This is a genomic window from Streptomyces sp. NPDC044044 (assembly GCF_056434405.1).
Genome location: NZ_JBWKFG010000011.1, coordinates 81,825 through 105,063 on the forward strand (window position 1 = coordinate 81,825; position 23,239 = coordinate 105,063).

A 23,239-nucleotide genomic window follows, 5' to 3' on the forward strand; every position below is an offset into this window, starting at 1 on the left:
CGGCGCCGTACGATGGCGCGGTGCTGGTCAAGTGGATTCGCTGCACCGTGGTGGACCGACGGGGGTTCGAGCGGGGACAGCGAAAGTGGGCGGGGCTTCTGGGGGAGCCGGGGTTCCGGGGACAGGGCGGAGGGTGGAGCCGTGAGCGGCCGGGCGTGGCGCACGTCTTCGGCTTCTGGGAGAGCAGGGCCTTCTACGACTCCTTCATGGCGCGCTCCCATGACCGGCTCGCCGCCACGCAGGCAGGCACCTTCAAGGACATCCAGATCAAGCTGTTCGACCACCGTTTCGACGTGAAGACGGGCTTCGAGCCGCGCTTCGCGGACGCCGACGTGGTGCGGGTGGCGCACTGCCGGGTCCATGAGGCGCGGGTGGAGCACTTCGCGCTGATGCAGGAGAAGGTCTGGAACCCGGCGATGGCGGGCTCTCCGGGGATGGTGCGCGGGCTCTTCGGAGAGGCGCCCGGACACGAGTTCCTCGTCCTCTCGATGTGGTTGTCGGCCGCCGAGCACGGCAAGTACCGCAGGGAGCGGGTGGAGCGCCTCTCGCTGCGCGCCCAGACCGAGGCGGATGTCGCGGCGCTGGCCGGTGACATCGTGGAACTGGAGCCGTCGTGGACGGTGTGACGTCGCGCAGGATGACCTGCCGTGGCGCCGGCGGGGGTGGCGGCCGTCTACGCCGGATGGAGCCCGGACGGACGGCCGGTTGAGCCGCCCGGGAAGGGCCGATCTAGGGTTTCCTTATGGCACGTCCGCGGCGCATCTTCCTTGTCCGGCACGGCGAGTCGGCCGGAAACGCCGACGACACCGTGTACGAACGCGAGCCCGACCACGCGCTGGCGCTCACCGAGAAGGGGTGGCGGCAGGCGGACGAGACGGGCGAGCAGCTACGGGACGCAGTCGGCCAGGAGCGGGTGAGCGTGTACGTCTCGCCCTATCGCCGCACCCACGAGACCTTCCGGGCCCTGCGGCTCGACCCCGACCTCGTGCGCGTGCGTGAGGAGCCGCGGCTGCGGGAGCAGGACTGGGGGAACTGGCAGGACAGGGACGACGTCAGGCTGCAGAAGGCGTACCGCGACGCGTACGGACACTTCTTCTACCGCTTCGCCCAGGGCGAGTCGGGGGCCGACGTGTACGACAGGGTGGGGGCGTTCCTGGAGAGCCTGTACCGGAGCTTCGAGGCCCCGGACCATCCGCCGAACGTCCTCCTGGTCACCCACGGCTTGACCATGCGGCTTTTCTGCATGCGCTGGTTCCACTGGTCGGTGGCGGACTTCGAGTCGTTGTCCAACCCCGGAAACGGCGAGATGCGGACGCTGGTGCTCGGCGACGACGGCAAGTACACACTGGACCGGCCGTTCGAACGCTGGCGCGAACCCGAACCGTACGGCGTCACCGGATAGAGTGGCAGAGCGATGACCGCTGACTCCTCTCCCGACCGGCGCCTGGCCCGCGCTCTGGCCAGCCTGCGTGGACTGGCGGTGGGGGACGCGCTGGGCTCTCAGTTCTTCGTGCCCGCGAACTACCCGCTGCTGAAGCGACGGGAAGCGCCCCCAGGCCCCTGGCAGTGGACCGACGACACCGAGATGGCCTGCTCCGTGTTCACGGTCCTGGTCCGCCACGACCGGATCGACCAGGACGCGCTCGCCCTCTCCTTCGCCGAGCACCATGACTTCGACCGTGGCTACGGCCCCGCCGTGAACCGGCTGCTCAGGCAGGTCCGGGAGGGCGGGGACTGGCGGGAGCTTGCCTCCGCGCTGTTCAAGGGGCAGGGCTCCTGGGGCAACGGAGCGGCCATGCGGATCGCGCCGCTGGGCGCCTGGTACGCGGACGATCCGGAGCAGGCGACGCACCAGGCGGAGATCTCCGCGTACCCCACGCATCAGCACCGTGAGGCGGTCGTGGGGGCCATGGCGGTGGCCGCAGCCTCGGCGCTGGCCGCCGACCCCGCGGGACCGCCCGCGCCGAAGGCGCTGCTCGACGGTGTCATCGACCTGGTGCCCCGCAGCGCCGTGGGAGCGGGTCTGCGCCGGGCCCGGGACATGCTCGACTACGGAGACGCCGCGACGGTCGCCGCGGTCCTCGGCTGCGGTCGTCGAACGACCGCTCATGACACGGTGCCCTTCGCGCTGTGGTCGGCCGCTCGTGGCCTCGGCGCCTATGAGCAGACCATCTGGTCCACCGCTCAGGTGGGTGGCGACATGGACACGACCTGCGCCATCGTGGGCGGAGTGGTCGCTTCCGGCGCGGGCGGTGCGCCCTCCGCGGAGTGGCTGGAGCGGACCGAGGCGTTGCCCGGCTGGGTGCCGGTCGCGGCGGGCTGACTCCGGGGTTCCGGTGTGACTGTCACGGTCATGCCACAGCATGGCCGATGCGGCGGCCGTCGACGGTCTCGCGGCTACTGTTACCGCCAGGCCGCGAGTTGATCATGACTTGCGTGTCCTCGACGAGATGCCGGTCGCCCGGCGGCCCCGCCACGCGTGCGTGCCGTCCGCTGCACGTGCGGACCGGCCGGGAGGGGGTCCCGTGTCCGATACACCGTCCACGCCAGAGCCGTCAGATGCGGCAGATCTGCGAAAGGATCCGCCACAAGATCGCCCGGTGGATCCACCGAGAGATCCGCGGGGAGAGCCATCCGAGGCACCTGAGGAGTTCGCGGAGTCCGAGGAGCCCGAGGATTTCGAGGCACCTGAGGAGCCCGAGGACGCAGCAGCGCCCCGGCCGCGTGCCGCGGAGGGGAGACCGCAGCCTCGCGCCGACTGGGCGTACCCGGCGGGCGCGTACAAGCACGAGCCGTTCCTGGCCGACCTGCGATCGGATCCGCCCGCTCCGGTCCGGACGGGCACGCTCGGCGCGGTGCTCGCGACCGGCCTGCTGAGCATGCTGCTGCTCGGCGACGGGCTTGCACTCAACCTGCTGATCGCCGCCGTGCCCGCCGCGCTCGCCGCGTACTTCGCCGCCGAACAGGCTGGTCGCAGACCCCGGCCCTGGACGCTGGCCTGGGCGATCGGTGGCCTCGCGCTCCTTGCCGTGCCCGCGCTGCGGGACGCGGGCTGGCCCTCGTTCCTCGCCATCATCTCCGCCGTCGCGCTCGGCTCGCTCGCCCTGCACGGCTGCCGCACCTGGCCCGGAATCCTGCTCGGCCCGCTCGGTCTCTTCGACGCCGTGCTCTCCGGCCTTGGCTGGGGCTGGCGCGGGGTGCGGGGCCGCGCGAGCGGGTCCAGGAGCGGGCCCGTCCTGCGGGCGGTCGCGGTGACCGCCGTGCTGCTGCTGGTCTTCGGCGCGCTGTTCGCCGGGGCCGACGCCGCATTCGCGGGGCTGCTGGGCGATCTGATGCCCGATGCTTCCGTTTCCGACGGGCCGTGGCGTGTGCTGCTCTTCGCGGCCGGTGTCGTCGGAGCGCTCGCAGCGGCGCACACCGCTGCCTCGCCCGTGCGCTGGGACCGCCTCGTCGTGGGTCCTGGCCGGGAGCGGGGCCGCGTCGAGTGGGCGCTGCCGCTGATCGTCCTGAACTTGCTGTTCGCCGCGTTCAACGTGGTGCAGCTGGCCGTGCTCTTCGGTGGGTACGACAAGGTCCTCGAGAAGACCGACCTCTCGTACGCCGCGTATGCGCGCCAGGGGTTCTGGCAGCTGCTGCTCGCCACGCTGCTCACCCTGGTCGTCATCGTCCTCGCCCTGCGCTGGGCGCCGCGTGACGGCTCACGCGACCGTGGTCTGGTACGGGCCGTGCTCGGCACGCTCTGCGCCCTCACGCTCGTCGTGGTGGCGTCGGCGGTGCGGCGCATGGACATGTACGTCGACGCGTACGGCCTGACCCGGCTCAGGGTGTCGGTCGTGGCCGTGGAGCTCTGGCTCGGCGTGGTCATCGTGCTGATCATGGCGGCGGGGGTGTGGGGCGCCCGGTGGCTGCCGCGCGCCGTCGCCGCGAGTGCCGCGGCCGGAGTGCTGGCCTTCGGGCTCCTCTCGCCCGACGGACTCATCGCCGAGCGCAATGTCCAGCGCTACGAGGACACCGGGAAGTTCGACCTGGAGTACGCGCGAGGCCTGTCCGCGGATGCCGCACCGGCCGTCGACGGGCTGCCGGAGCCGCTGCGCTCCTGCGCCCTTGAAGGCATCGCGAACGGCCTCGGGTCCGAGCGTGCCCCTTGGTACGCCACCAGCCTGGGGGAGGCGCGGGCCAGGGAGATCATCGAGGAACGGCCGTCCGAGGCAAGCGTGCTGGACTGCGACCGTGCAGGCCTGGAGGCCTCACGCCGCTGAGGTGCGCTCTCGCGAGCCGGTCGCGAGCCGGTGGCGAGCGGGGTGGCGAGTCGGCGGCGTGGCGTGGGCGGCTTCGCTTGGGCGCGGGTGTGTGGCCGTCCACCCTCGGGTGAGTGCCGGGCCGCCCCCCCCGAGGTGGACGGCCCGGCACGTACGCTCCCGTCGTCGCGCAGTCAGCCGCTCGCGGGACCGGCCGCGCTCGCCGTGCCGGACAGTGCGTCCAGGTCGCTCTTGCGCACCCGGATCACCACCACGGCCACGACCAGGGCGAGCAGGGCCATCGCGACGGCCGGTATGAAGGCCGTCGATATCCCCTGGGACAGGACTTCGTGGCCCCAGGGCGCCGGCAGCTCGCCGGTCTTGGCGAATTCGGCCTTCTGTTCCGGCGATCCGTTCGCCATGAAGTCCGCCATCTGTTCCTTGCCCTCGTCCCGGCTCGCCGTGCCGAACACCGTGGTGAGGATGGAGAGGCCGAGTGAACCGCCCACCTGCTGCGTCGCGTTGAGCAGGCCTGATGCCGCGCCCGCCTCGTGCGGGGCGACTCCGGAGACGGCCGTCAATGTAAGGGTCACGAAGTTCAGACCCATGCCGAAGCCGAACAGCATCATCGGGCCGAGCACTCCGCTCACATACGTGCTGTCCGGGCTGACAAAGGTCTGCCAGCCCAGTCCGAGGGCGACGAGGGCCGAGCCGGTCACCATGAACGGCTTGGGACCAAGGACCGGAAGCAGCCGCTGGGAGATGCCCGCGCCCGCCACGATCGCGACCGTGACCGGCAGGAAGGCGAGACCGGCCTCGATCGGTGTGTAGCCCAGTACGTTCTGGACGAAGAGCACGATGAAGAAGAACATGCCGAACATCGCCGCGGCCAGGCTCAGCATGATCACGTACGAGCCCGAGCGGTTGCGGTCGGCGAACATCCTCAGCGGAGTGATCGGTTCCTTCGCCCGGGTCTCGATCAGGGCGAAGGCCAGGAGCAGCACGATCGCCGCGCCGAACGACCCCAGGGTGAGGCTGTCGCGCCAGCCGTTCTCGGCCGCCCGGATGAATCCGTAGACGAGGGAGGCCATGCCGAGGGTCGACGTGAGGGCACCCGCGATGTCGAAGCGGCCCGGATGGCGCTCGGACTCGCTGATGTAGAGCGGGGCGAGGAAGGCGATCAGGATGCCGATGGGTACGTTCACGAACAGCACCCAGCGCCAGTCGAGCCACTCCGTGAGCATGCCGCCGGTCAGGAGGCCGATGGCGCCGCCGCCCGCCGATACGGCCGCGAAGACACCGAACGCGCGGTTGCGCTCGGGGCCTTCGGGAAAGGTCGTGGTGATGAGTGCCAGGGAGGTGGGTGATGCGATCGCGCCACCCACGCCCTGCAGGGCACGCGCCGCAAGCAACTGCCAGGGTTCCTGAGCGAATCCACCCAGGAGCGAGGCGAGGGTGAAGACCAGGATGCCGGTCATGAAGACCCGGCGGCGGCCGAGGATGTCACCGGCGCGGCCACCGAGAAGCAGCAGGCCACCGAAGGTGAGGGTGTAAGCGCTGACGACCCAAGTGAGGTCGGTGGTGGAGAATTTGAGAGCGTCCTGAATGTGCGGGAGCGCGATGTTCACAATCGTCGCGTCGAGGACCACCATGAGCTGGCAGGCCGCGATGACGGTCAGGGCGATACCGGGTCGGCCTTCTCGGCGGGCGGCGCCGGGCCTCGGTCCTTGATCTTTGCCTAACTGAGAGGTTGTCACTATGGGTCCCCCACAAGTGCGTTAGTGAACGTCACCGTTCACTGTCTCCTCAACGGTAGCGACTCCCTATTAGTGAACGCAACCGTTCACTGACGCTGCCTCGAACCCAACGGAGTGAATTCCATGGCTACTTCGCGCTGGAGCGCCGCTACCGCTCAGACGGCCTCCCTGCGTCGGCGGGGCCCTGTCCTCGAACGTGCGATCCTCGAGGCCACGCTTGAACAGCTCAGCACCGTCGGCTGGAACGGCCTGACGATGGAAGGTGTGGCCGCGGGCGCGCAGACCGGCAAGGCCGCGGTCTATCGCCGCTGGCCGTCCAAAGAGGACCTCGTCGTGGACGCGCTGCAGGCGGGTCTGCCGAAACTGGACTCCGCGCCGGACTGCGGCGGGGTCAGGGAGGATCTCCTTCAGTTGTGCCGGCAGATGCGCGAGGCGATGTTCTCGCGGCCTGGATTCGCTCTCCGTGCCGTGCTTCACGAGTGCGACACGGTGGCGGCCGAGCGATTCCACGGGGTGATCTTCGACGGGGTCATCGCGCCGAGCGTGGAGCTGATCAAAGAGGTCGTACGCCGTGGAGTCGAGCGCGGAGAGGTGCGCCCCGAAGCCATGGGGCCCTACGTATGCGATGTCATTCCGGCGATGATGATGTACCGCTCCAAGGTGTGCGGGAGCGAATGGGGGGACGAGGAGTTCACCGAACTGATCGATCAGGTCATGGTTCCGCTGCTGCGTCGGTAGGCCTGGGTGTCGCGGGTGGCTTCGGGCGGCGTACGCTATGTGGCGCCATGCCGTACGAACCACCCACCCACACCGTCGAGCGCTCCCTTCGCGCTACCACCGGAGCGAAGATCGTTGCCGGAGTCGACGAAGTCGGGCGCGGAGCGTGGGCGGGACCGGTCACCGTCTGTGCGGCGGTCACGGGACTGCGCAGGCCGCCCGAAGGGCTCACCGATTCCAAGCTGATCACTCCCAAGCGGCGCACCACGCTCGCAGGGGAGCTGGAGAGCTGGGTCACGGCCTATGCCCTGGGGCATTCCTCGCCCGAGGAGATCGACACCATGGGGATGACCGCCGCGCTGCGGCTCGCCGCGGTGCGCGCCCTGGAGGCGCTGCCGGTGCGTCCGGAAGCCGTGATCCTCGATGGGAAGCACGACTATCTCGGGACTCCTTGGCAGGTTCGTACGGTGATCAAGGGCGATCAATCCTGTGTGGCCGTCGCCGCGGCGTCGGTGATCGCCAAGGTTCGGCGCGACAAAATGATGGCCGAACTGGGTATCGAACATGCAGACTTCGGTTTTGCGGCCAACGCCGGCTATCCGTCGCCGGTGCACAAGGCCGCGCTGGCGGAGCGGGGGCCCACCCCGTACCACCGGATGTCGTGGGCGTATCTTGATGCGCTGCCCCAGTGGCGGCATCTCAAGAAGGCCCGCAGCTGGGCGGATGGAAGCGTTCCGGAAATCGAGGGCCAGCTCGGCTTCGACTTCTGACGCTTTCGGCAGTTCCACTCGCACTCATGTGCCACCCGCTGATGCCACGCGCATCGGCATTTGATAGACAACAACGCATGCCTCTCAGTCCCGAGGAGCCTCAGATTCACGAGAGTGCCCAGGGTCCCCGCGTGACCCCGGCCAGTGGCCGCATCACGCCGACCCCCCGCCCCGTACCCGGCCCGCGTCCTGCGGCTGTGCCGCGTCCTGGCCGACCGGGCCCCGCCCGGCCGACGCCGCCGGCGCAGCGCACGCCGCGTGAGCCGGCCGCCAAGCCCGGACTGTCCGCCCAGGCTGCTTCCGGACCCGCCACCGCTCCTGCCGCACCCGCGGGTGCCGCCACGGATGCCGGTGCTTCGGTTCCGCAGATCCAGCTGATCCCGGCTTCCGTCGAGGGGGCGCTCGACGCCGCCGAGGAAGCCGTCGACCTGCTGCTCGACTCGGGCCGTGCTCCGGGTGAGGTCCTGGTGGTCACCACCGGAGACCCGCACCCGTGGGCCACGCACGAGCTGTCGTTCGGCGATGCCTCCTACTGGGCTCAGCACGACGCGGGCGACGACGTCTTCTATGCGGACGCCGCCGCCCTGGACCGTGCCGTGTCCCGCCCCGTGGTCGTCGTCGCCATCAACGGCGGCAGCGAGGAGACCGCGGTCGGCGCGCTGCCGACGGCGCTCACCCGGGCCGGAGCCCTGCTGATCGTCTGCGGTGACCCGCAGCGGATCAACGCGATGCTGGGCGCGGGCGTCTGACGTTCACCGTCTGACACCTGCGCTCCGGCTGCCGCTGTCCGACGTCCGTTGTCCGGCAGTCCCTGCCGAGGCAGGGTGTCGGGTGGTCGGCGTCGGGTGGCCGGTGTCCGTGGCATGGCCGGGTGAGCCTCGATCCGCGTGCGTTGCGCACCGCGCGACGCGCAAGCGGCGACGCCCGCCGGCCCATGCCTGTGGCCCGCCTTGCGGCGGGGGACGGCGGACGCCTCAGCGTGCCGCCGCTCGGCGCAGTACGTCGGACGCGGCACCGCCGGTGCGCGGTGGCGGCGGATCGGTTTCGGCGAAGGCCTCAGGGCTCGAGCCGGAGCTGGGCCGACGGCCGCCGCGGTTCTCGCCGAGCACCTGCCAGCCGTCACGGGTCAGCGTGATGTAGGCGCCGCACCGTAGCCCGTGCAGTGTGCAGGCGTCCCGAAGGCCCCACATCCACGCCCCGTCCTCCTGCGTCCAACGCGCGTCACCGTCACGGCAGTAGAGCAGGACGGCGGTGCGCACCGGGGTGCGGCGCCGCAGGTCGTGCGGGATGACCCGGCGCAGCTGCGCGAGCAGCGCGTTGCGGAAGACCCACCCGTCCGCCGCGCTCGGCCGCCGGGTGAACGAAGCGCTCGCCCGAAGCCGTTCCTCCGGATCGAGAACCGCGACGACGGCTGTCGCGGGCGTCGGACGATGCCGGGCATGCAGGCCGCTGACGACCTCACGCGGATTGCGCAGCAGGGGAATTCCCGCGGCTGACCACTCCGCGGGCTCAAGCATCCGGGCCAGTCCGTTGGCGGAATCGGCGGACATCTCAGCCGACGTCGAAGACTCCGACATCGATGCCGCAGCGGACGGAGGAAATCCGAAGGTCACGGTCCTCCCTTCGGCTACGCGCCCAGAGGGCGGGGTGGACTGGGGGAGCGCACCGCGGCACAGACCTGCCGGGCCACGGAAAGCCGCGCGGGAGCGGTACCAATTCTTCCCGTCGTACTGCCTTGCGGCAACGAGCAATTGGGACTGCCGACCGGTATCTGGCGATGCGCCGCCTATATCCCTGCCCATGGCGCCCCGCATCGACGCCTCCGTCAGCCTTGCACGGCCAGGACCAGCGGCAACACCCCCTTGGCTCCGGCCCGGCGGAGCATGCGCGCGGCCACCGCCAGGGTCCAGCCGCTGTCCGTCAGATCGTCGACGAGCAGAACGGGACCGCCCGCTTCCTGGAGCGCCGCGGCCAGTTCGGGAGGCACGGTCAGCGTTCCGTCGAGGGCGCGCAGGCGCTGGGCGCTGTTGCTCCTCGGCACATGTGCCGTATCGGCTCCGGCGGCGTACTCGATGGAGCCGAGCAGGGGCAGGCGGCCGATCTCGGCGATCCGGGCGCCCAGCGACTGGATCAGCTGAGGCCTGGTGTGCGACGACATGGTCACGACGCCTGCCGGCCGGGTCTGGGCGTCGGCGCCGCCTGATGCCCACCCGCCGGGACCCTTCGCCCAGTCCGCGAGGACGCCGACCACGGCCTTGGCCACGTCGTCGGGCACCGGCCCGTCAGGGGCCTGCGGGGCGAGCATCGGCCGGAGCCGGTTGCCCCATCCGATGTCCGAGAGACGCCCCAGGGCCCGGCCTTGGGAGGCCTGTTCCCCCACGGGGATACGTCCCTTGAGGTCGACGCCGACCGCGGCGAGCCCGGTCGGCCACATCCTCCGCGGCTCCACATCGACACCCGCGCGGACCAACTCGCCCTGTGCCGTGTCCAGTGCCCCGGAGGACACGGCGTCGGTGAAGCGCGCGCCCGCGCAGTTGTCGCAGCGCCCGCAGGGCGTCGCCGCCTCGTCGTCCAGCTGCCGCCGCAGGAACTCCATCCGGCAGCCGGTCGTCGTGGCGTAATCACGCATCGCCTGCTGTTCCGCCTGACGCTGCTTGGCGACCCAGGCATAGCGCTCGGCGTCGTACGCCCAGGGCATCCCCGTGGAGGTCCAGCCGCCCTTGACGCGCCGGACCGCGCCGTCCACATCGAGGACCTTGAGCATCGTCTCGAGCCGTGACCTGCGCAGCTCGACCAGCGGCTCCAGCGCGGGCAGCGACAGCGGCCTGCCCGCCTGCGCAAGGACGTCCAGGGTGCGTCGGACCTGCTCCTCGGGCGGGAAGGCGAGCGAGGCGAAGTAGTTCCAGATCGCCTCGTCCTCCTTGCCCGGAAGGAGCAGCACCTCCGCGTGATCGACGCCGCGGCCCGCACGGCCGACCTGTTGGTAGTACGCGATCGGGGAGGAGGGGGAGCCGAGATGCACCACGAAGCCGAGGTCGGGCTTGTCGAAGCCCATCCCCAGGGCGGAGGTGGCGACCAGGGCCTTCACGCGGTTGGCGAGCAGATCCTCCTCGGCCTGCTGACGGTCCGCGTTCTCCGTCTTTCCGGTGTACGAGGTGACGGTGTGCCCGCACTGCCGCAAGAAGGCGGTGATCTCCTCGGCGGCGGCCACGGTGAGCGTATAGATGATCCCGGAGCCCGGCAGCTCGGCCAGGTGGTCGGCGAGCCAGGCCAACCGGTGTGCGGCGTTGGGAAGTTGGAGCACGCTCAGGCTCAGGCTCTCGCGGTCCAGGGGGCCGCGCAGTACGAGCGCGTCCGAGCTGCCGCCGGTGCCCAGCTGCTCGGCCACGTCGGCCGTCACACGTGCGTTGGCCGTCGCGGTGGTGGCCAGGACGGGGACGCCCGGCGGCAGGTCGGCGAGCATGGTGCGCAGCCGTCGGTAGTCGGGCCGGAAGTCATGGCCCCAGTCCGAGATGCAGTGCGCCTCGTCGACCACGAGCAGGCCGGTCGCCGCGGCGAGCTTGGGCAGGACCTGGTCGCGGAAGTCCGGGTTGTTCAGCCGCTCCGGACTGACGAGGAGGACGTCCACGTCGCCGGAAGCCACCTCGGCCTGGATGGTCTCCCACTCCTCCGTGTTCGAGGAGTTGATCGTGCGGGCGCTGATTCCGGCTCGCGCCGCCGACTCCACCTGGTTGCGCATGAGCGCGAGCAGTGGGGAGACGATCACGGTGGGACCGCTGCCCCGCTCCCGCAGCAGCGCGGTGGCGACGAAGTACACGGCGGACTTTCCCCAGCCCGTGCGCTGCACGACCAGAGCCCGGCGCTTGTCGGCGACCAGCGCTTCGATCGCGCGCCACTGGTCCTCGCGCAGTCGTGGACCGTCCGACGGTGGCACTTCGCCGCTTGCGGGCGCGGGGCCGCCGACGAGGCGGGCGAGTACGGAATCGGCCGCCGTGCGCAGATCTTCGTTGCTCATGCCCCCATGCAACCCGATGGGTCTGACATTAGGCGAACGAGTCCGCCGAGCTGTGGATAACTCTTGGCGTGCCCCTGACTGCAGTTATCCACAGGGGAAACCGGAACATTGTGATCCGCGGGAGAGTCGGCGCATGGCGAACCACAGCGAACAAAACGACCCGATCGACTCCACCGACCGAATCGACTCCACCGACTCCACCGATCCCCTCGACTCCGTCAAGTCCCTCGACCCCATCGACGAGACCATGGTCACCTTGCGCACCCCGGCCGAGCTCGCGGATGCCCTGCCGTACCTGCTCGGGTTCCGGCCCGAGGAGAGCGTCGTCCTCATCGCACTGCACGGCGAACGGGGGCGGTTCGGTGGGCGGGTGCGCCTCGGTATCCCCGGGCGCGCGGAGGACTGGCCACCCATCGCGGAGCAGCTCGCGCAGTGTCTGGTGGGCGGCTGCGAGCGGCGCGGAGCCCGGCCCGACGGCATTGTCGCCTTCCTGTGCGCGGAGCCCGTCGGCGCCGAATCCGGGCAGCAGGTCATGGAGCGCCTGCGACCGCTGGCGCAAGTGCTCCGCACCGCTTGCGGAAGCCTCGACGTGCCCGTGTTCGAGGTCGTGTGCATCTCTGCGGGAAGTTTCTGGACCTACTGCTGCCCGAACAAGCAGTGCTGCCCACCTGAGGGCGTGCCGCTGCCGCGGCCCGGCACATCGGTCCTGGCCGCGGCCACGGCCTACGCCGGTGTCCAAGTGGGCGTCACTCCACGGGAGATGCGGGCGCGTCTCACCCCATGGGAGTCCGCCGCCGTGACGGACCAGGAGGCGGCACTCGACGCCGCGGGACTGGCGCTCGTGCACCGGATCCTGAAGGAGGACGGGCATGCCGAGGTCGCCGCTGACACGCTCGACCTGGCCCGCAGGATCATGGCGCGGATGACTTCCGCGCCGCCGGTCAGCGACAGGCTGGAGGCGGATCTCCAGGACGACGACCTCCTCGCGCACGACGAGGCCGCGGCGCTCATCCTCGGCCTGCAGGACCGTACGACGCGTGATCAGGCCGCGGAATGGATGGAGGGCGACGCCGCGCCACCGGCACTTCGCCTCTGGAGGGCCCTGGCCCGCCGCTGCGTCGGCGCCTACGGGGAGCATGCCGCCGCGCCGCTGTCCCTCGCGGGCTGGGTCGCCTGGTCCCTCGGAGACGCGACGGAGGGGCAGGAAGCCCTGGACATGGCGTTGAGCGCCGATCCCGGTTACACCTTCGCGCAGCTCCTGCGCCATGCCTGCGCCGGAGGCCTGGACCCCGAGCCGATCCGCCGCTGCCTCCGCAGGGAGCGAACCGACCGCGGCGCGACGGCGGTTCAGCCCGAACTGCCGCTCGTGGCAGAGCCCGTGGATCCCGCAGCAGAGCCCGCGGACCCTGCAGCAGAGCCGGTGGATGCCGCCTCACGGCGCCGCCGCCCCGCGCGCCCGAAGGGCGGCACTGGGCCGCGGGCCACCGACAGGCCGAGCACCGGGCCGCAGAACCGCCGGCGCACCATCCGGCGCGCGGCGAGGAACGACACATGAACGCGGGAGTCCGGCACCGGAGGACAGGGCAGAGACGGGCGCCAGCCGCTGCGCCGTACGCGCAAGACGGGGGCCGGCCGGGTGGCTTCCCGCCCCGTGGGCGTGACTTGGGGCGGGGCAGGTCCGTTCACCTGAGTGGCGGTACCCGTGCCTGGGTGGAGCCGCCGTACGCCCTCCCACTCCTCGCCGCGCGGACAGCGCAGAAGAAGCCGCCTCATGCCCCTGCCCGCCCCGTCTCCTGTCTCCGGCAGAGGTCCCCAGCGGCCCACGCCGACTCCATCGCGCCTGTCCGGCGCACAGGCCCCGCCTCCCGCGCCGCGGCGCCCCGCACAGCTGCCGCCCGCGCACGCCACACTGATCTGTGTCGCCATGCCCGCATTGGCGATCTCCACGGACCAGGGGCAGTTGACCGGCCGCGGGCTCGAGGGGTTCTACCGCGCGGGGCGCAGGCTGCTGTCCCGCTGCGAAGTGCGGGTGGCGGGGCGCGAGCCGGTCGCCGTGCAGGCGCGGATGCTCTCGGCCGACCGTGCCCGCTTCGTCGCGACGCTGCGTCCGTCCGCGGACGGCGGCCCGGACCCGGACGTCATCGTGGAGCGGACCCGATACGCGGACGGCATGGAGCGGATCATCCTGCGCAGCGCCTCGGCTCGCCCCCTTCGGCTGCCTGTGGAGGTGTCGCTCGGCACGGATCTGGCGGAGCTCGGTGCGGTCGCGTCCGGCACCACCGGCCCCGAACTGCCCGCCAGTGTCCACGACTCCGGCATGCGATGGTCATCGCCCGCGGGCCACTGCGCGGTCACCGCGCATCCGGCGCCCGCGGACGCGCTGGCCTCGGCGGGGCTGCTGCGCTGGGAGGTGGAGCTGCCGCCGGGCGGCACCTGGAGCCTGGAGCTGCGGGTGCGGCCGGAGGGGGCGGGTCCGGTGAGGGTGGTCGGGCACGGGACGTCGCAGTCCCTCGCCACGGCGCGGGCCGCCGGCGACGACCCCAGGGCCCGGGCCCTGCTGGACCGATCCGTGGAGGATCTGCAGGCGTTGCTGCTGCGGGACCCCGAGCACCCGACCGACGTGCACCTGGCCGCGGGGGCGCCATGGCGCTGCGGTCTCGCACCGGCCGAGGCGCTCGCGGCCGCCCGGATGGCCTTGCCGCTCGGCACCCGCATCGCCGCAGGGACGCTGCGCACACTCGCCCGCCGTCAATTGGTGGGCAAGGGGCCGCGGGCGGGCATGATCCCCGGGCCGTTGCGGAACACGGGACCGCATCTGCCGCCCGGGTGCACGGGAGTCGAGGCCACGCTGCTCTTCCCGGCGCTGCTGACGGAGGCATGGCGGTGGGGGCTGCCGGCGCAGGAGACCGAGGAGTTGCTGCCGGCGGCCGAGCGCTGCCTGCGGTGGCTGCTCGCCGCGGCCGACGACGGAGGGCGCCTGCCGGACCCGTATCCAGATGGCCCCGCGCGCTGCGAGACCCAGGCCCATGCCCACCGGGCCGCGCTGCTGGGCGCCGACCTGCTCGACACGCACGGCCGTTCGGGCGGCACCGACCTGCGGCAGTGGGCGGAGCGGCTGCGGGGCATGTTCCGGGAGGAATTCTGGGTGGAGGACCGGGCGGGTGGCAGGCCCGCCGCGGCTCGCCTGGCCGACGGCCGCCCCGTGCCGCTGCTCACCGGCGGCGCCGCCCACCTCCTCGACACAGGTCTGCTCGGGTCGGGCGTGCTCGCGCCGGGCCTTCTCGACAAGGTGCGGACCGAGCAGCTCGCCCGGCTCCTCGGCGGGCCCGCCATGGACTCGGGGTGGGGGCTGCGGAGCCTGGGCGTCAAGGAAGCCGCGTACAACCCTTTCGGACATCGTGGCGGGGCGGTCCGTGTCCATGAGACGGCGGTCGCCGTCTCGGGTCTGGCCGCCGCCGGATACGAGAAGGAGGCGAGCGCACTATTGCGCGGGGTGATGGCGGCGGCCGAGACGTTCGGCCACCGGCTGCCTGAGATGTACGCGGGGGAGCAGCGCACGGAGGGCAGTGCTCCGTTGCCGCATCCCGCTGCATGTCGCCCGGCGGCCACGGCCGCGGCCGCCGGGGTGCAGCTCCTCACGGCGCTCGCCGGGATCCGTCCCGACGCCCCGTCGGGCACGGTGACGCTGAGGCCGGTCCGCAGCGCACCCCTGGGGGAGCTGGGGCTGACGGCGCTGCGCGTCGCGGGGGCCCCGTTCTCCGTACGTGTCAGCAGGCTCGGTCTCGCCATGGTCGAGGAGGCGGCCGACGGGCTGCAGCTGGGGGTGTGACCCACGGGAGGAGTGGCTGCGGCCGATGTGGCGTGAACCTGACCCCGGCCCCGGGGAATCGAGCCGGGATCGGATGCCGGAGGAGCTGTTTATCGTCAGGCAGACGACTATGATCGCGGCATGTCGCCCTACGACCCGTCGGCCTTCCCGCCCTTTGCTGTCACCGTCGATCTGGTCGTGCTGACCGTGCGCCGCCACGCGCTCTGCGCGCTTGCCGTACGCCGGGGCGAGGCGCCGTTCCAGGGCCGTTGGGCGCTCCCCGGCGGATTTGTGCGCGACGACGAGGATCTGTCGGCCGCCGCCGCGCGGGAGCTGGTCGAGGAGACGGGGCTGTGCGCCCATGCTCCGGACACCCCGGTCCAGGTGAACGGCGCGCACCTGGAGCAGCTCGCCACGTACGGCGATCCCAAGCGCGATCCGCGGATGCGGGTCGTCAGCGTCGCCCATCTCGCGCTGGCTCCCGATCTGCCCGCACCACGGGCCGGCGGTGATGCGCACAGCGCGCGTTGGGCGCCGGTCGAGGCGCTGCTCCACCAGGGCGGTTACGGCCGCGAGGACGAGCAGGCGGCGCCGCTCGCCTTCGACCACGCGCAGATCCTGGCCGACGGTGTGGAGCGCGCCCGTTCGAAGATCGAGTACTCCTCGCTGGCGACGGCCTTCTGCCCGCCCGAGTTCACCGTCGGTGAGCTGCGCCGGGTGTACGAGGCCGTGTGGGGCGTCGTGCTCGACCCGCGAAACTTCCACCGCAAGGTGACCGGCACGCCGGGCTTCCTCGTCCCCACCGGGGGTACCACCACTCGCCAGGGCGGCCGCCCCGCCCAGCTCTTCCGCGCGGGCGGCGCGACGCTGCTCAACCCGCCGATGCTGCGCCCCGAGGTCTGAGGCCCGCGCCACGGACCACGCGCTGGTCACCTGTCGGTCCGGCCGTCTGATGGACACCCGCGGCCCACACCCTGACCGAAATGACGGAAATATCGCGTTATCTTGCTGATGTACCCACGGGGTTCGTCCGTCCCCGACCCGGCGGACGAACCCTGGCCGCCGAGCGATCGCACATCCCGCGAGAGAAGCGATGATCCAGGCCATCGGACTGACCAGCAATCCCCGCCAGGAGCTGCCGCCCGCCGTCGACGACGTGTCCTTCGAGGCGCGAACAGGCCGTGTCACGGCGCTGCTCGGCGCGCAGGGCGCCGGCAAGACGACGGCGCTGAGGCTCATGCTCGAAATCCAACAGGGCCGAGGAGTCACCTACTTCAGAGGGCGTCCGCTGCACCGCATCACCCATCCGTCGCGCGAGGTGGGCGTCCTGCTGGGCGAGGTTCCGGGACACCCCGGCCGCACGGTCCGCGGGCAACTGCGCATGCTCTGCGCCGCCGCCGGTGTGCCCGTCCAGAGAGCCGACGACGTACTCGAAGTCGTCGGTCTCGTCAGCCTCCGCGATCAGCGGCTCGGCACGCTCTCGCGCGGCATGGACCGCCGTCTCGGCCTGGCCAGCGCGCTGCTCGCCGACCCGCACACCCTCGTCCTCGACGGTCCCGCCGACGGGCTCTCGGCCCGGGAGGGCGGGTGGCTGCACGGCATTCTGCGCGCGCACGCCGCGCAGGGGGGAACCGTCCTGTTCTCCACGGCCGACGCCAAGGAGGCCGCACGGACCGCGGACCGGGTCGTCACGCTGGAAGCGGGCCGCCTGGTCGCCGACCAGGACGCCGGGGAATTCGCCCGCACCCGGCTGCGCCCCCGGGTCGCGGTGCGCAGTCCGCACGCCGCGCGCCTCGGCGCGCTGCTGTCCAAAGAGGCTCGTGCCGGTCAGCGCTCCATCGAGGTGGTGAAGGAGGACGGCAACCGGCTTTCGGTGTACGGCAGCAATTGCGCCGACATCGGGGAGACGGCGTTCCGCCACGGAATCCTCGTCCATCAACTCGCCGACGAGATCGGGGATGCGGGGCCCGCTGCCGCGGAGCCGACGCCCCCGGCGCCCTCTCCCGTGCCCGAACCCGGAATCGAAGCCTCTGGTGAGCAGCAGGCCGCGGCAGGGGGCGCGCTGCCCGAGCCCGAGCCCGAGCCCGAGTCCGAGATCGAGATCGGGACCGAGGTGGAGGCCGAGATCGGGTCCGAGGCGGAGGTGGAGGCCGAGCCCGGGACCATGCCCACGACGAAGAACCTCATCCCGCTCGCCACCACGGACCCGCTCGCCACCACGGACCGGCTCGCCACCGCTGATCCGTTCGCCGCCACGAACCCGGCCGCTGTCACCGCCCCGCGGTCTCCCGCGGCTCCATCTCCCTTGCCGCCCCCCATCTCGGTCCGGCCCGCCCGCAGCCCCCTTCGCCCCTTGCGCTACGAGCTGCGCCGCGCCGCCGGTGTCGGCACCGGGTACCTCACCACGGCCGCCGTGCTCGCCGTCTCCGCCGTCCTCTGCGTCTTCCTCGCCAGGAGCGGTCACACGCCGCAGCCGCTCCTGCTCGCGGCCTGGCCCCAGGAACTCCCCTTGCCGCCCGCAGCGCTTGGCGCCGGGCTGCTCGGCGCCCTCGCCTTCGGTGAGGAGTTCCGCCATCCCGCCCTTGCCGCCGACCGGGGCACCGTCCCCCGCCGCCTGGGGCTGCTCTCAGCCAAGTTGCTCGTGGCGGCGGTCACCGCGCTCCTGCTGAGCCTGCTCGTCCTGGCCTCCGACGCCGCACTGCTCCACCTGGTATACGGAGAGGAGGTCGCGAAGGTTCCCGCTGACTGGCTTTCACTGGGCGCGAGTTGGATCGCTCTGGTGGCGGGGTGCGCCTGGGCGGGGGTGCTCGCCGGAGGCGTCTTCCGGTCCACGACCGCCGGCCTCGCCGCGGTTCTCGCGGTGCCGATCGTCGTCGTACCCCTCGTACAGAAGGCCTTGGAGGGACCGTCTGTGCGATCGGCGGCGGGGCTGCCGGGGAGGCTGCGCGATCTCGCGCTGGTGCAGTGGCCGTTCGGTGTCGAGCGGTATCTGGCCGGCGGAGTCCGGATGGTCGCCCAACCTGTGGGCAGCGCCCTGATGTTGTCCGTGACCGCTCTGCTCTGCGCATATCTGCTCACGGGGATGCGCGGCAGAGCCCGATAGCGACCGTCCGGCGCTTCTGTTCCCGTGCTGCGCACAACTCCCCGGAGAACGCCCATTTCTTTCCGATAAGGCGTCAATTGCGGCGGGGTAAGCGATCACCCTTTCGTGTGCTTTTCACCAAAGACCTCAAGGGAGTTGGGAGCCACGCCGACAAAGGATCCGTGAGTACCCTTGCGCACACCATGATGACCGCCGCCCGCTCCGCAGACTCCGGCCTCGCCGGCCCGGGCGAACTCGACCGCTACCCCTACGCCGAGGCCCCCGGTGCCGACCGTGTCGTCGCGCCCTCGTGGGACAGCGCCGACCACGATCTCGGCCGCGTGGGCCGGCGTACCGCGGGCAGCCGCGGCCGCGGGCTGCACGGCCAACTCGTCCAGCAGCTCGGCCAGATGATCGTCTCCGGCGATCTGGGTGCCGACCGCCCGCTGGTGCCCGAGGAGATCGGCCAGCGTTTCGAGGTCTCCCGCACCGTCGTCCGGGAATCACTGCGCGTACTTGAAGCCAAGGGACTGGTCAGCGCCAGGCCCAATGTCGGGACGCGCGTGCGGCCCGTCAGCGACTGGAACCTCCTTGACCCGGACATCATCGAGTGGCGTGCGTTCGGGCCGCAGCGCGACGACCAGCGCCGCGAACTCAGCGAGCTGCGCTGGACGATCGAGCCGCTCGCCGCCCGGCTCGCCGCGGGCCACGGCCGCGAGGAGGTGCAGCAGCGGCTCGCCGACATGGTCGAGATCATGGGCCACGCCCTAAGCCAGGGCGACGGGATCACCTTCTCCCGTGCCGACGCGGAGTTCCACTCGCTGCTCATCCAGCTCGCGAGCAACCGCATGCTGGAGCACCTGTCCGGCATCGTCTCGGCGGCGCTCCAGGTGTCGGGCGGCCCGGTCACCGGCTGCGACCGTCCCACCGAGGCGTCCCTGGTCCACCACTCGCGGATCGTCGACGCCCTCGGGGCGGGCGACGGACCCGGTGCCGAGGCCGCCATGCGCCAGCTGCTCACCGTCCACCCTGAGGTGGAGCGCGTCGTGCCCGCCCCTCGCGAGCACTGACGGGCCTGGTCTGCGTCCGTACGGCCCGCTCATGCGCCTCGCGGCCCGACCTCATCACTCCGTTGGCGCGGTACCGTCGCCGGGCTTCTGCGGGTTCCTCGGGGATCCGGCAGGGACCCGGCGACGCGGCCGTTGCCGTCTGGAGGGCCATTACGGCCTAGGTCTGGACGGTTCTGACCGTATCTAGCTGCTTTTGAGCGCTTACGGGGTGTGACTCGGGCCACGTAGATTGGGCGTAACGCTCGTCGGGGCAGCGCGATGACCTAAGAGGTGATAGCCGAGGAGGGAATACAGCAGTCGTTCGCGGCGCTGTGTAGCTCCCCGGCCCCGCCTGCGCCGTCGGCCCATACCCAGTCGTCGGTCGTCGGTCCTGGTCCACAATGGACGGGGCCGGAAGCCGTTTTCCAACGTTCCGAGAGGTTGTTCGTGTCGGCCAGCACATCCCGTACGCTCCCGCCGGAGATCGCCGAATCCGTCTCTGTCATGGCGCTCATCGAGCGGGGAAAGGCTGATGGGCAGATCGCCGGCGATGACGTGCGTCGTGCCTTCGAAGCTGACCAGATTCCGGCCACTCAGTGGAAGAACGTTCTGCGCAGCCTCAACCAGATCCTCGAGGAAGAGGGTGTGACGCTGATGGTCAGTGCCGCGGAGCCGAAACGCCCCCGCAAGAGCGTCGCAGCGAAGAGCCCGGCCAAGCGCACCGCGACCAAGACCGTCGCGGTCAAGACGGCCACGGCTAAGCAGGCCACCGCGACCGCCGCCCCCGAGGCGTCGGCCGCAGATGTCGCAGCTGAGGACGCGCCCGCGAAGAAGGTCGCAGCCAAGAAGACGACGGCCAAGAAGGCCGTCGCCAAGAAGACCGTCGCCAAGAAGGCGACGGCAAAGAAGTCGTCCAAGCAGGACGACGAGATGGTGGACGACGAGGCCACCGAGGAGACCCCGGCCAAGGGCAAGCCCGGTGAGGGCGAGTCCACGGAAGAGGGCCCTCAGGCAGGCTTCGTACTGTCCGACGAGGACGAGGACGACGCCCCGGCCCAGCAGGTCGCCGCGGCCGGCGCCACCGCCGACCCCGTCAAGGACTACCTGAAGCAGATCGGCAAGGTCCCGCTCCTCAACGCGGAGCAGGAGGTCGAGCTCGCCAAGCGCATCGAGGCCGGCCTGTTCGCCGAGGACAAGCTGGCGAACGCCGACAAGCTCGCGCCGAAGCTCAAGCGCGAGCTGGAGATCATCGCCGAGGACGGGCGCCGCGCCAAGAACCACCTCCTGGAGGCCAACCTCCGTCTGGTGGTCTCGCTGGCCAAGCGCTACACCGGCCGCGGCATGCTCTTCCTGGACCTCATCCAGGAGGGCAACCTCGGTCTGATCCGCGCGGTCGAGAAGTTCGACTACACCAAGGGCTACAAGTTCTCCACGTACGCCACTTGGTGGATCCGTCAGGCGATCACCCGCGCCATGGCCGACCAGGCCCGCACCATCCGTATCCCGGTGCACATGGTCGAGGTCATCAACAAGCTCGCGCGCGTGCAGCGCCAGATGCTCCAGGACCTGGGCCGTGAGCCCACCCCGGAGGAGCTGGCCAAGGAACTCGACATGACCCCGGAGAAGGTCATCGAGGTCCAGAAGTACGGCCGTGAGCCGATCTCCCTCCACACCCCCCTGGGTGAGGACGGCGACAGCGAGTTCGGTGACCTCATCGAGGACTCCGAAGCGGTCGTTCCGGCCGACGCGGTCAGCTTCACGCTCCTTCAGGAGCAGCTGCACTCCGTGCTCGACACCCTGTCCGAGCGTGAGGCGGGCGTGGTCTCCATGCGCTTCGGTCTCACTGACGGCCAGCCGAAGACCCTCGACGAGATCGGCAAGGTCTACGGAGTGACGCGTGAGCGCATCCGTCAGATCGAGTCGAAGACGATGTCGAAGCTGCGTCACCCGTCGCGTTCGCAGGTCCTGCGCGACTACCTCGACTAGTCACCAGCGCTCCACAAGGAAGACCCGAGGCCTCACGTGAGGCTTCGGGTCTTCTGTTTGTCCGATGTGTTCGCCCTGGCAGCGGACGCGCGTGGCGCGGGTGCGGGGTGCGCCGCGCTGGATCACTGTGGGTGTGCCATGGCAACCCAGAGTGAGGAGATCGCATGCCTCGTCCTTTCGCCCGAACATTTACGGCGGCATTGGCCCTTGTCGCCCCGGTGGGGGTGCTGCCGCTGGCCTTTCCGGCCCCCGCGGTGGCCGACAGCGTCGTCATCGGGGGCAGTCCCGTCCGAGTGGCCGACAGTCCCTGGGTGGTGGCGCTGTCCAGCCGTGACCGGTTCGGGGGTACGCGCTCGGGACAGTTCTGCGGAGGCGTGGTGGTCGGGCGCTCGACGGTCCTCACGGCTGCGCACTGTCTGGGTGAGGAAGTCCTGGGAGTGCCGCTGCGCGAGATGAGGGACCTGAAGGTGATCGTGGGACGGCAGGATCTGGGCACGTCCAAGGGGCGTGAGATTCCGGTACGTGAGGCATCGGTCAATCCGGAGTACGACAGCTTCTCGAACTCCGGTGACGTCGCGGTGCTGTCGCTGGCGAGCCCGCTCCCGAAGGGCTACGCGATCCCCATGGCCGGGGAGGGCGATCAGGCGTACGAACCCGGCACGCGTGCGGCTGTCTACGGGTGGGGTGACACAACGGGAGCGGGTGATTACGCGCGTACGTTGCGCTCCGCGCAGGTGCGAGTACTCCCTGATGCGACATGCGGGGAGGCCTACCCGGGAAATTCTGACGGAACGTACGCGGCCGCATCCATGCTGTGCGCGGGGGAACTTGAGGGCGGGCGGGACGCCTGCCAGGGGGACAGCGGCGGTCCGCTTGTCGCGCGCGGGCGGCTCATCGGCCTGGTGTCGTGGGGGAGCGGCTGTGGGCGAGCCGGGAGTCCAGGGGTCTATACGCGGATCTCTGGCGTCGCGCAGGACATGTCTCTGCGCGGCTGAAATTACGGGAGTTGTCCGCGCGGCGGGTGTGCGTCGCCGCTGGAGACCGCCGAGGAGGCGCCTGGGTGCCCGTCTAACGAGAGCGGGCGGCCGCCCCTGGGGTTGGCAGGGTCGGCCGCCCGGTCACCGGCCTGGCGTGCGCCGGATGGCTCGTCGTGGGTGCGAGGTGTCAGTGTTCCTCGTCGTTGGTCTCCGGGGCGGCCGTCAGCCGCTCCGTCTCGTCCTGTATCTCAGCGGCGATCTTCTTGAGTTCCGGCTCGAACTTGCGGCCGTGGTGGGCGCAGAAGAGCAGTTCACCGCCGCTCAACAGGACGACGCGCAGGTATGCCTGGGCGCCGCAGCGGTCGCAGCGATCAGCGGCCGTCAGGGGGCTCGCGGGGGTCAGAACAGTAGTCACGTCGCCTCTTCTCTAGCTCGACGAGCTGTCGTACCAGGGTCAACATCCAACCAGGCCGAAAACGTTCCCGCTCGTGGCTTTTCCTCGAAGTTTTTTCCGAGGCGGCTGTCTGCTGCCGGTTGGCGGCGAATGTGCCGTATTACGTCTCTTACGTGTCTTACGGTTTCGCGCTGGATGTCAGGTCGGTCGTCCGCCGGTTGGGTTGCCGGTTGTTCATGAGGACGTGCCCGGAGCCTAAATGGTTCATGCCTGGAAGGGAACGTGACGTGCGCTTCACTCCATCGAGGGATCGAACAAGCGTACGGTGCTGGACTAGTGTGAGTTGAGACGAGGGTGGCGTGACAACGGCTCTACCAGGCCTCGGTACCCTCTGAGCGGCAACCGAAGCCGGGTCCTTACCCCAAAGGACCCCTTTTGAAATTCAG

Annotated in this window: 18 protein-coding genes; 14 read left to right on the forward strand and 4 right to left on the reverse strand. The window is 70.9% G+C overall.

What is annotated here, in order from left to right; all coding sequences use genetic code 11:
* The first annotated feature begins 20 nt into the window (after nt 1-20).
* From AC07AG_RS36355 to AC07AG_RS36370, 4 genes are all read left to right on the forward strand, one after another.
* On the forward strand, nt 21-626 hold the full coding sequence (locus tag AC07AG_RS36355; RefSeq protein WP_478760747.1) for a YdbC family protein: 606 nt from the start codon (nt 21-23) through the stop codon (nt 624-626).
* Between the two features lie 116 nt (nt 627-742).
* Complete coding sequence (locus tag AC07AG_RS36360; protein WP_478760749.1) at nt 743-1,402, forward strand: histidine phosphatase family protein; 660 nt, start codon at nt 743-745, stop codon at nt 1,400-1,402.
* A gap of 12 nt (nt 1,403-1,414) precedes the next feature.
* Nucleotides 1,415-2,323, forward strand: a complete 909-nt coding sequence (locus AC07AG_RS36365; RefSeq protein WP_478760751.1) for an ADP-ribosylglycohydrolase family protein — start codon at nt 1,415-1,417, stop codon at nt 2,321-2,323.
* Nucleotides 2,324-2,450: 127 nt separating this feature from the next.
* Entirely contained in the window at nt 2,451-4,259 is a 1,809-nt protein-coding gene (locus tag AC07AG_RS36370; protein ID WP_478761034.1) for a DUF4153 domain-containing protein, read from the forward strand.
* Between the two features lie 173 nt (nt 4,260-4,432).
* Here the strand turns inward: AC07AG_RS36370 and AC07AG_RS36375 are convergent, their stop codons facing one another.
* A complete protein-coding gene (locus AC07AG_RS36375; RefSeq protein WP_478760752.1) occupies nt 4,433-5,995 on the reverse strand; it encodes an MFS transporter in 1,563 nt (520 codons plus the stop codon).
* Between the two features lie 123 nt (nt 5,996-6,118).
* Here AC07AG_RS36375 and AC07AG_RS36380 point away from each other — a divergent pair, with 123 nt between their 5' ends.
* The 3 genes from AC07AG_RS36380 (at nt 6,119) to AC07AG_RS36390 (ending at nt 8,231) form a co-directional block, all read left to right on the forward strand.
* The gene (locus AC07AG_RS36380; protein ID WP_478760753.1) at nt 6,119-6,733 is read left to right on the forward strand and encodes a TetR/AcrR family transcriptional regulator; all 615 of its coding nucleotides are present in this window, start codon (nt 6,119-6,121) and stop codon (nt 6,731-6,733) included.
* Between the two features lie 47 nt (nt 6,734-6,780).
* A complete protein-coding gene (locus AC07AG_RS36385) occupies nt 6,781-7,482 on the forward strand; it encodes a ribonuclease HII (protein WP_478760755.1) in 702 nt (233 codons plus the stop codon).
* A gap of 77 nt (nt 7,483-7,559) precedes the next feature.
* The gene (locus tag AC07AG_RS36390) at nt 7,560-8,231 is read left to right on the forward strand and encodes a hypothetical protein (RefSeq protein ID WP_478760757.1); all 672 of its coding nucleotides are present in this window, start codon (nt 7,560-7,562) and stop codon (nt 8,229-8,231) included.
* Nucleotides 8,232-8,456: 225 nt separating this feature from the next.
* Here AC07AG_RS36390 and AC07AG_RS36395 read toward each other — a convergent pair whose 3' ends face one another.
* Nucleotides 8,457-9,095, reverse strand: coding sequence for a hypothetical protein (locus tag AC07AG_RS36395; RefSeq protein WP_361052388.1), 639 nt, complete (start codon nt 9,093-9,095; stop codon nt 8,457-8,459).
* A 212-nt stretch (nt 9,096-9,307) separates the two neighbouring features.
* Nucleotides 9,308-11,497 carry a RecQ family ATP-dependent DNA helicase gene (locus AC07AG_RS36400; protein WP_478760759.1) on the reverse strand — a complete coding sequence of 730 codons (2,190 nt, stop codon included), beginning with the start codon at nt 11,495-11,497 and terminating at the stop codon, nt 9,308-9,310.
* Nucleotides 11,498-11,630: 133 nt separating this feature from the next.
* On the opposite strand from AC07AG_RS36400, the gene AC07AG_RS36405 reads away from it, so the two are divergent.
* The 7 genes from AC07AG_RS36405 (at nt 11,631) to AC07AG_RS36435 (ending at nt 22,417) form a co-directional block, all read left to right on the forward strand.
* Complete coding sequence (locus AC07AG_RS36405) at nt 11,631-13,052, forward strand: DUF4192 domain-containing protein (RefSeq protein ID WP_478760760.1); 1,422 nt, start codon at nt 11,631-11,633, stop codon at nt 13,050-13,052.
* A gap of 369 nt (nt 13,053-13,421) precedes the next feature.
* Nucleotides 13,422-15,326 carry a glycogen debranching N-terminal domain-containing protein gene (locus AC07AG_RS36410; protein ID WP_478760761.1) on the forward strand — a complete coding sequence of 635 codons (1,905 nt, stop codon included), beginning with the start codon at nt 13,422-13,424 and terminating at the stop codon, nt 15,324-15,326.
* A 120-nt stretch (nt 15,327-15,446) separates the two neighbouring features.
* On the forward strand, nt 15,447-16,208 hold the full coding sequence (locus tag AC07AG_RS36415) for an NUDIX hydrolase (RefSeq protein WP_478760762.1): 762 nt from the start codon (nt 15,447-15,449) through the stop codon (nt 16,206-16,208).
* 190 nt (nt 16,209-16,398) lie between these two features.
* On the forward strand, nt 16,399-18,408 hold the full coding sequence (locus tag AC07AG_RS36420; RefSeq protein ID WP_478760764.1) for an ATP-binding cassette domain-containing protein: 2,010 nt from the start codon (nt 16,399-16,401) through the stop codon (nt 18,406-18,408).
* A gap of 161 nt (nt 18,409-18,569) precedes the next feature.
* A complete protein-coding gene (locus AC07AG_RS36425; RefSeq protein ID WP_478760766.1) occupies nt 18,570-19,457 on the forward strand; it encodes a FadR/GntR family transcriptional regulator in 888 nt (295 codons plus the stop codon).
* Between the two features lie 420 nt (nt 19,458-19,877).
* Nucleotides 19,878-21,422, forward strand: a complete 1,545-nt coding sequence (locus AC07AG_RS36430) for an RNA polymerase sigma factor (protein ID WP_383324051.1) — start codon at nt 19,878-19,880, stop codon at nt 21,420-21,422.
* A gap of 164 nt (nt 21,423-21,586) precedes the next feature.
* Entirely contained in the window at nt 21,587-22,417 is an 831-nt protein-coding gene (locus tag AC07AG_RS36435; RefSeq protein WP_478760768.1) for a S1 family peptidase, read from the forward strand.
* Nucleotides 22,418-22,586: 169 nt separating this feature from the next.
* On the opposite strand, the gene AC07AG_RS36440 is transcribed toward AC07AG_RS36435, so the two are convergent.
* Nucleotides 22,587-22,814, reverse strand: coding sequence for a DUF7455 domain-containing protein (locus AC07AG_RS36440; RefSeq protein ID WP_478760770.1), 228 nt, complete (start codon nt 22,812-22,814; stop codon nt 22,587-22,589).
* Between the last annotated feature and the right edge of the window lie 425 nt (nt 22,815-23,239).

Coding starts and splice junctions, on each gene's coding strand:
- AC07AG_RS36385 (WP_478760755.1), top strand. CDS start 6,781: ATGCCGTACGAACCACCCACCCACACCGTCGAGCGCTCCCTTCGCGCT.
- AC07AG_RS36400 (WP_478760759.1), bottom strand. CDS start 11,497: ATGAGCAACGAAGATCTGCGCACGGCGGCCGATTCCGTACTCGCCCGC.
- AC07AG_RS36415 (WP_478760762.1), top strand. CDS start 15,447: ATGTCGCCCTACGACCCGTCGGCCTTCCCGCCCTTTGCTGTCACCGTC.
- AC07AG_RS36435 (WP_478760768.1), top strand. CDS start 21,587: ATGCCTCGTCCTTTCGCCCGAACATTTACGGCGGCATTGGCCCTTGTC.
- AC07AG_RS36405 (WP_478760760.1), top strand. CDS start 11,631: ATGGCGAACCACAGCGAACAAAACGACCCGATCGACTCCACCGACCGA.
- AC07AG_RS36390 (WP_478760757.1), top strand. CDS start 7,560: ATGCCTCTCAGTCCCGAGGAGCCTCAGATTCACGAGAGTGCCCAGGGT.
- AC07AG_RS36370 (WP_478761034.1), top strand. CDS start 2,451: ATGCCGGTCGCCCGGCGGCCCCGCCACGCGTGCGTGCCGTCCGCTGCA.
- AC07AG_RS36360 (WP_478760749.1), top strand. CDS start 743: ATGGCACGTCCGCGGCGCATCTTCCTTGTCCGGCACGGCGAGTCGGCC.
- AC07AG_RS36410 (WP_478760761.1), top strand. CDS start 13,422: ATGCCCGCATTGGCGATCTCCACGGACCAGGGGCAGTTGACCGGCCGC.
- AC07AG_RS36420 (WP_478760764.1), top strand. CDS start 16,399: ATGATCCAGGCCATCGGACTGACCAGCAATCCCCGCCAGGAGCTGCCG.
- AC07AG_RS36365 (WP_478760751.1), top strand. CDS start 1,415: ATGACCGCTGACTCCTCTCCCGACCGGCGCCTGGCCCGCGCTCTGGCC.
- AC07AG_RS36380 (WP_478760753.1), top strand. CDS start 6,119: ATGGCTACTTCGCGCTGGAGCGCCGCTACCGCTCAGACGGCCTCCCTG.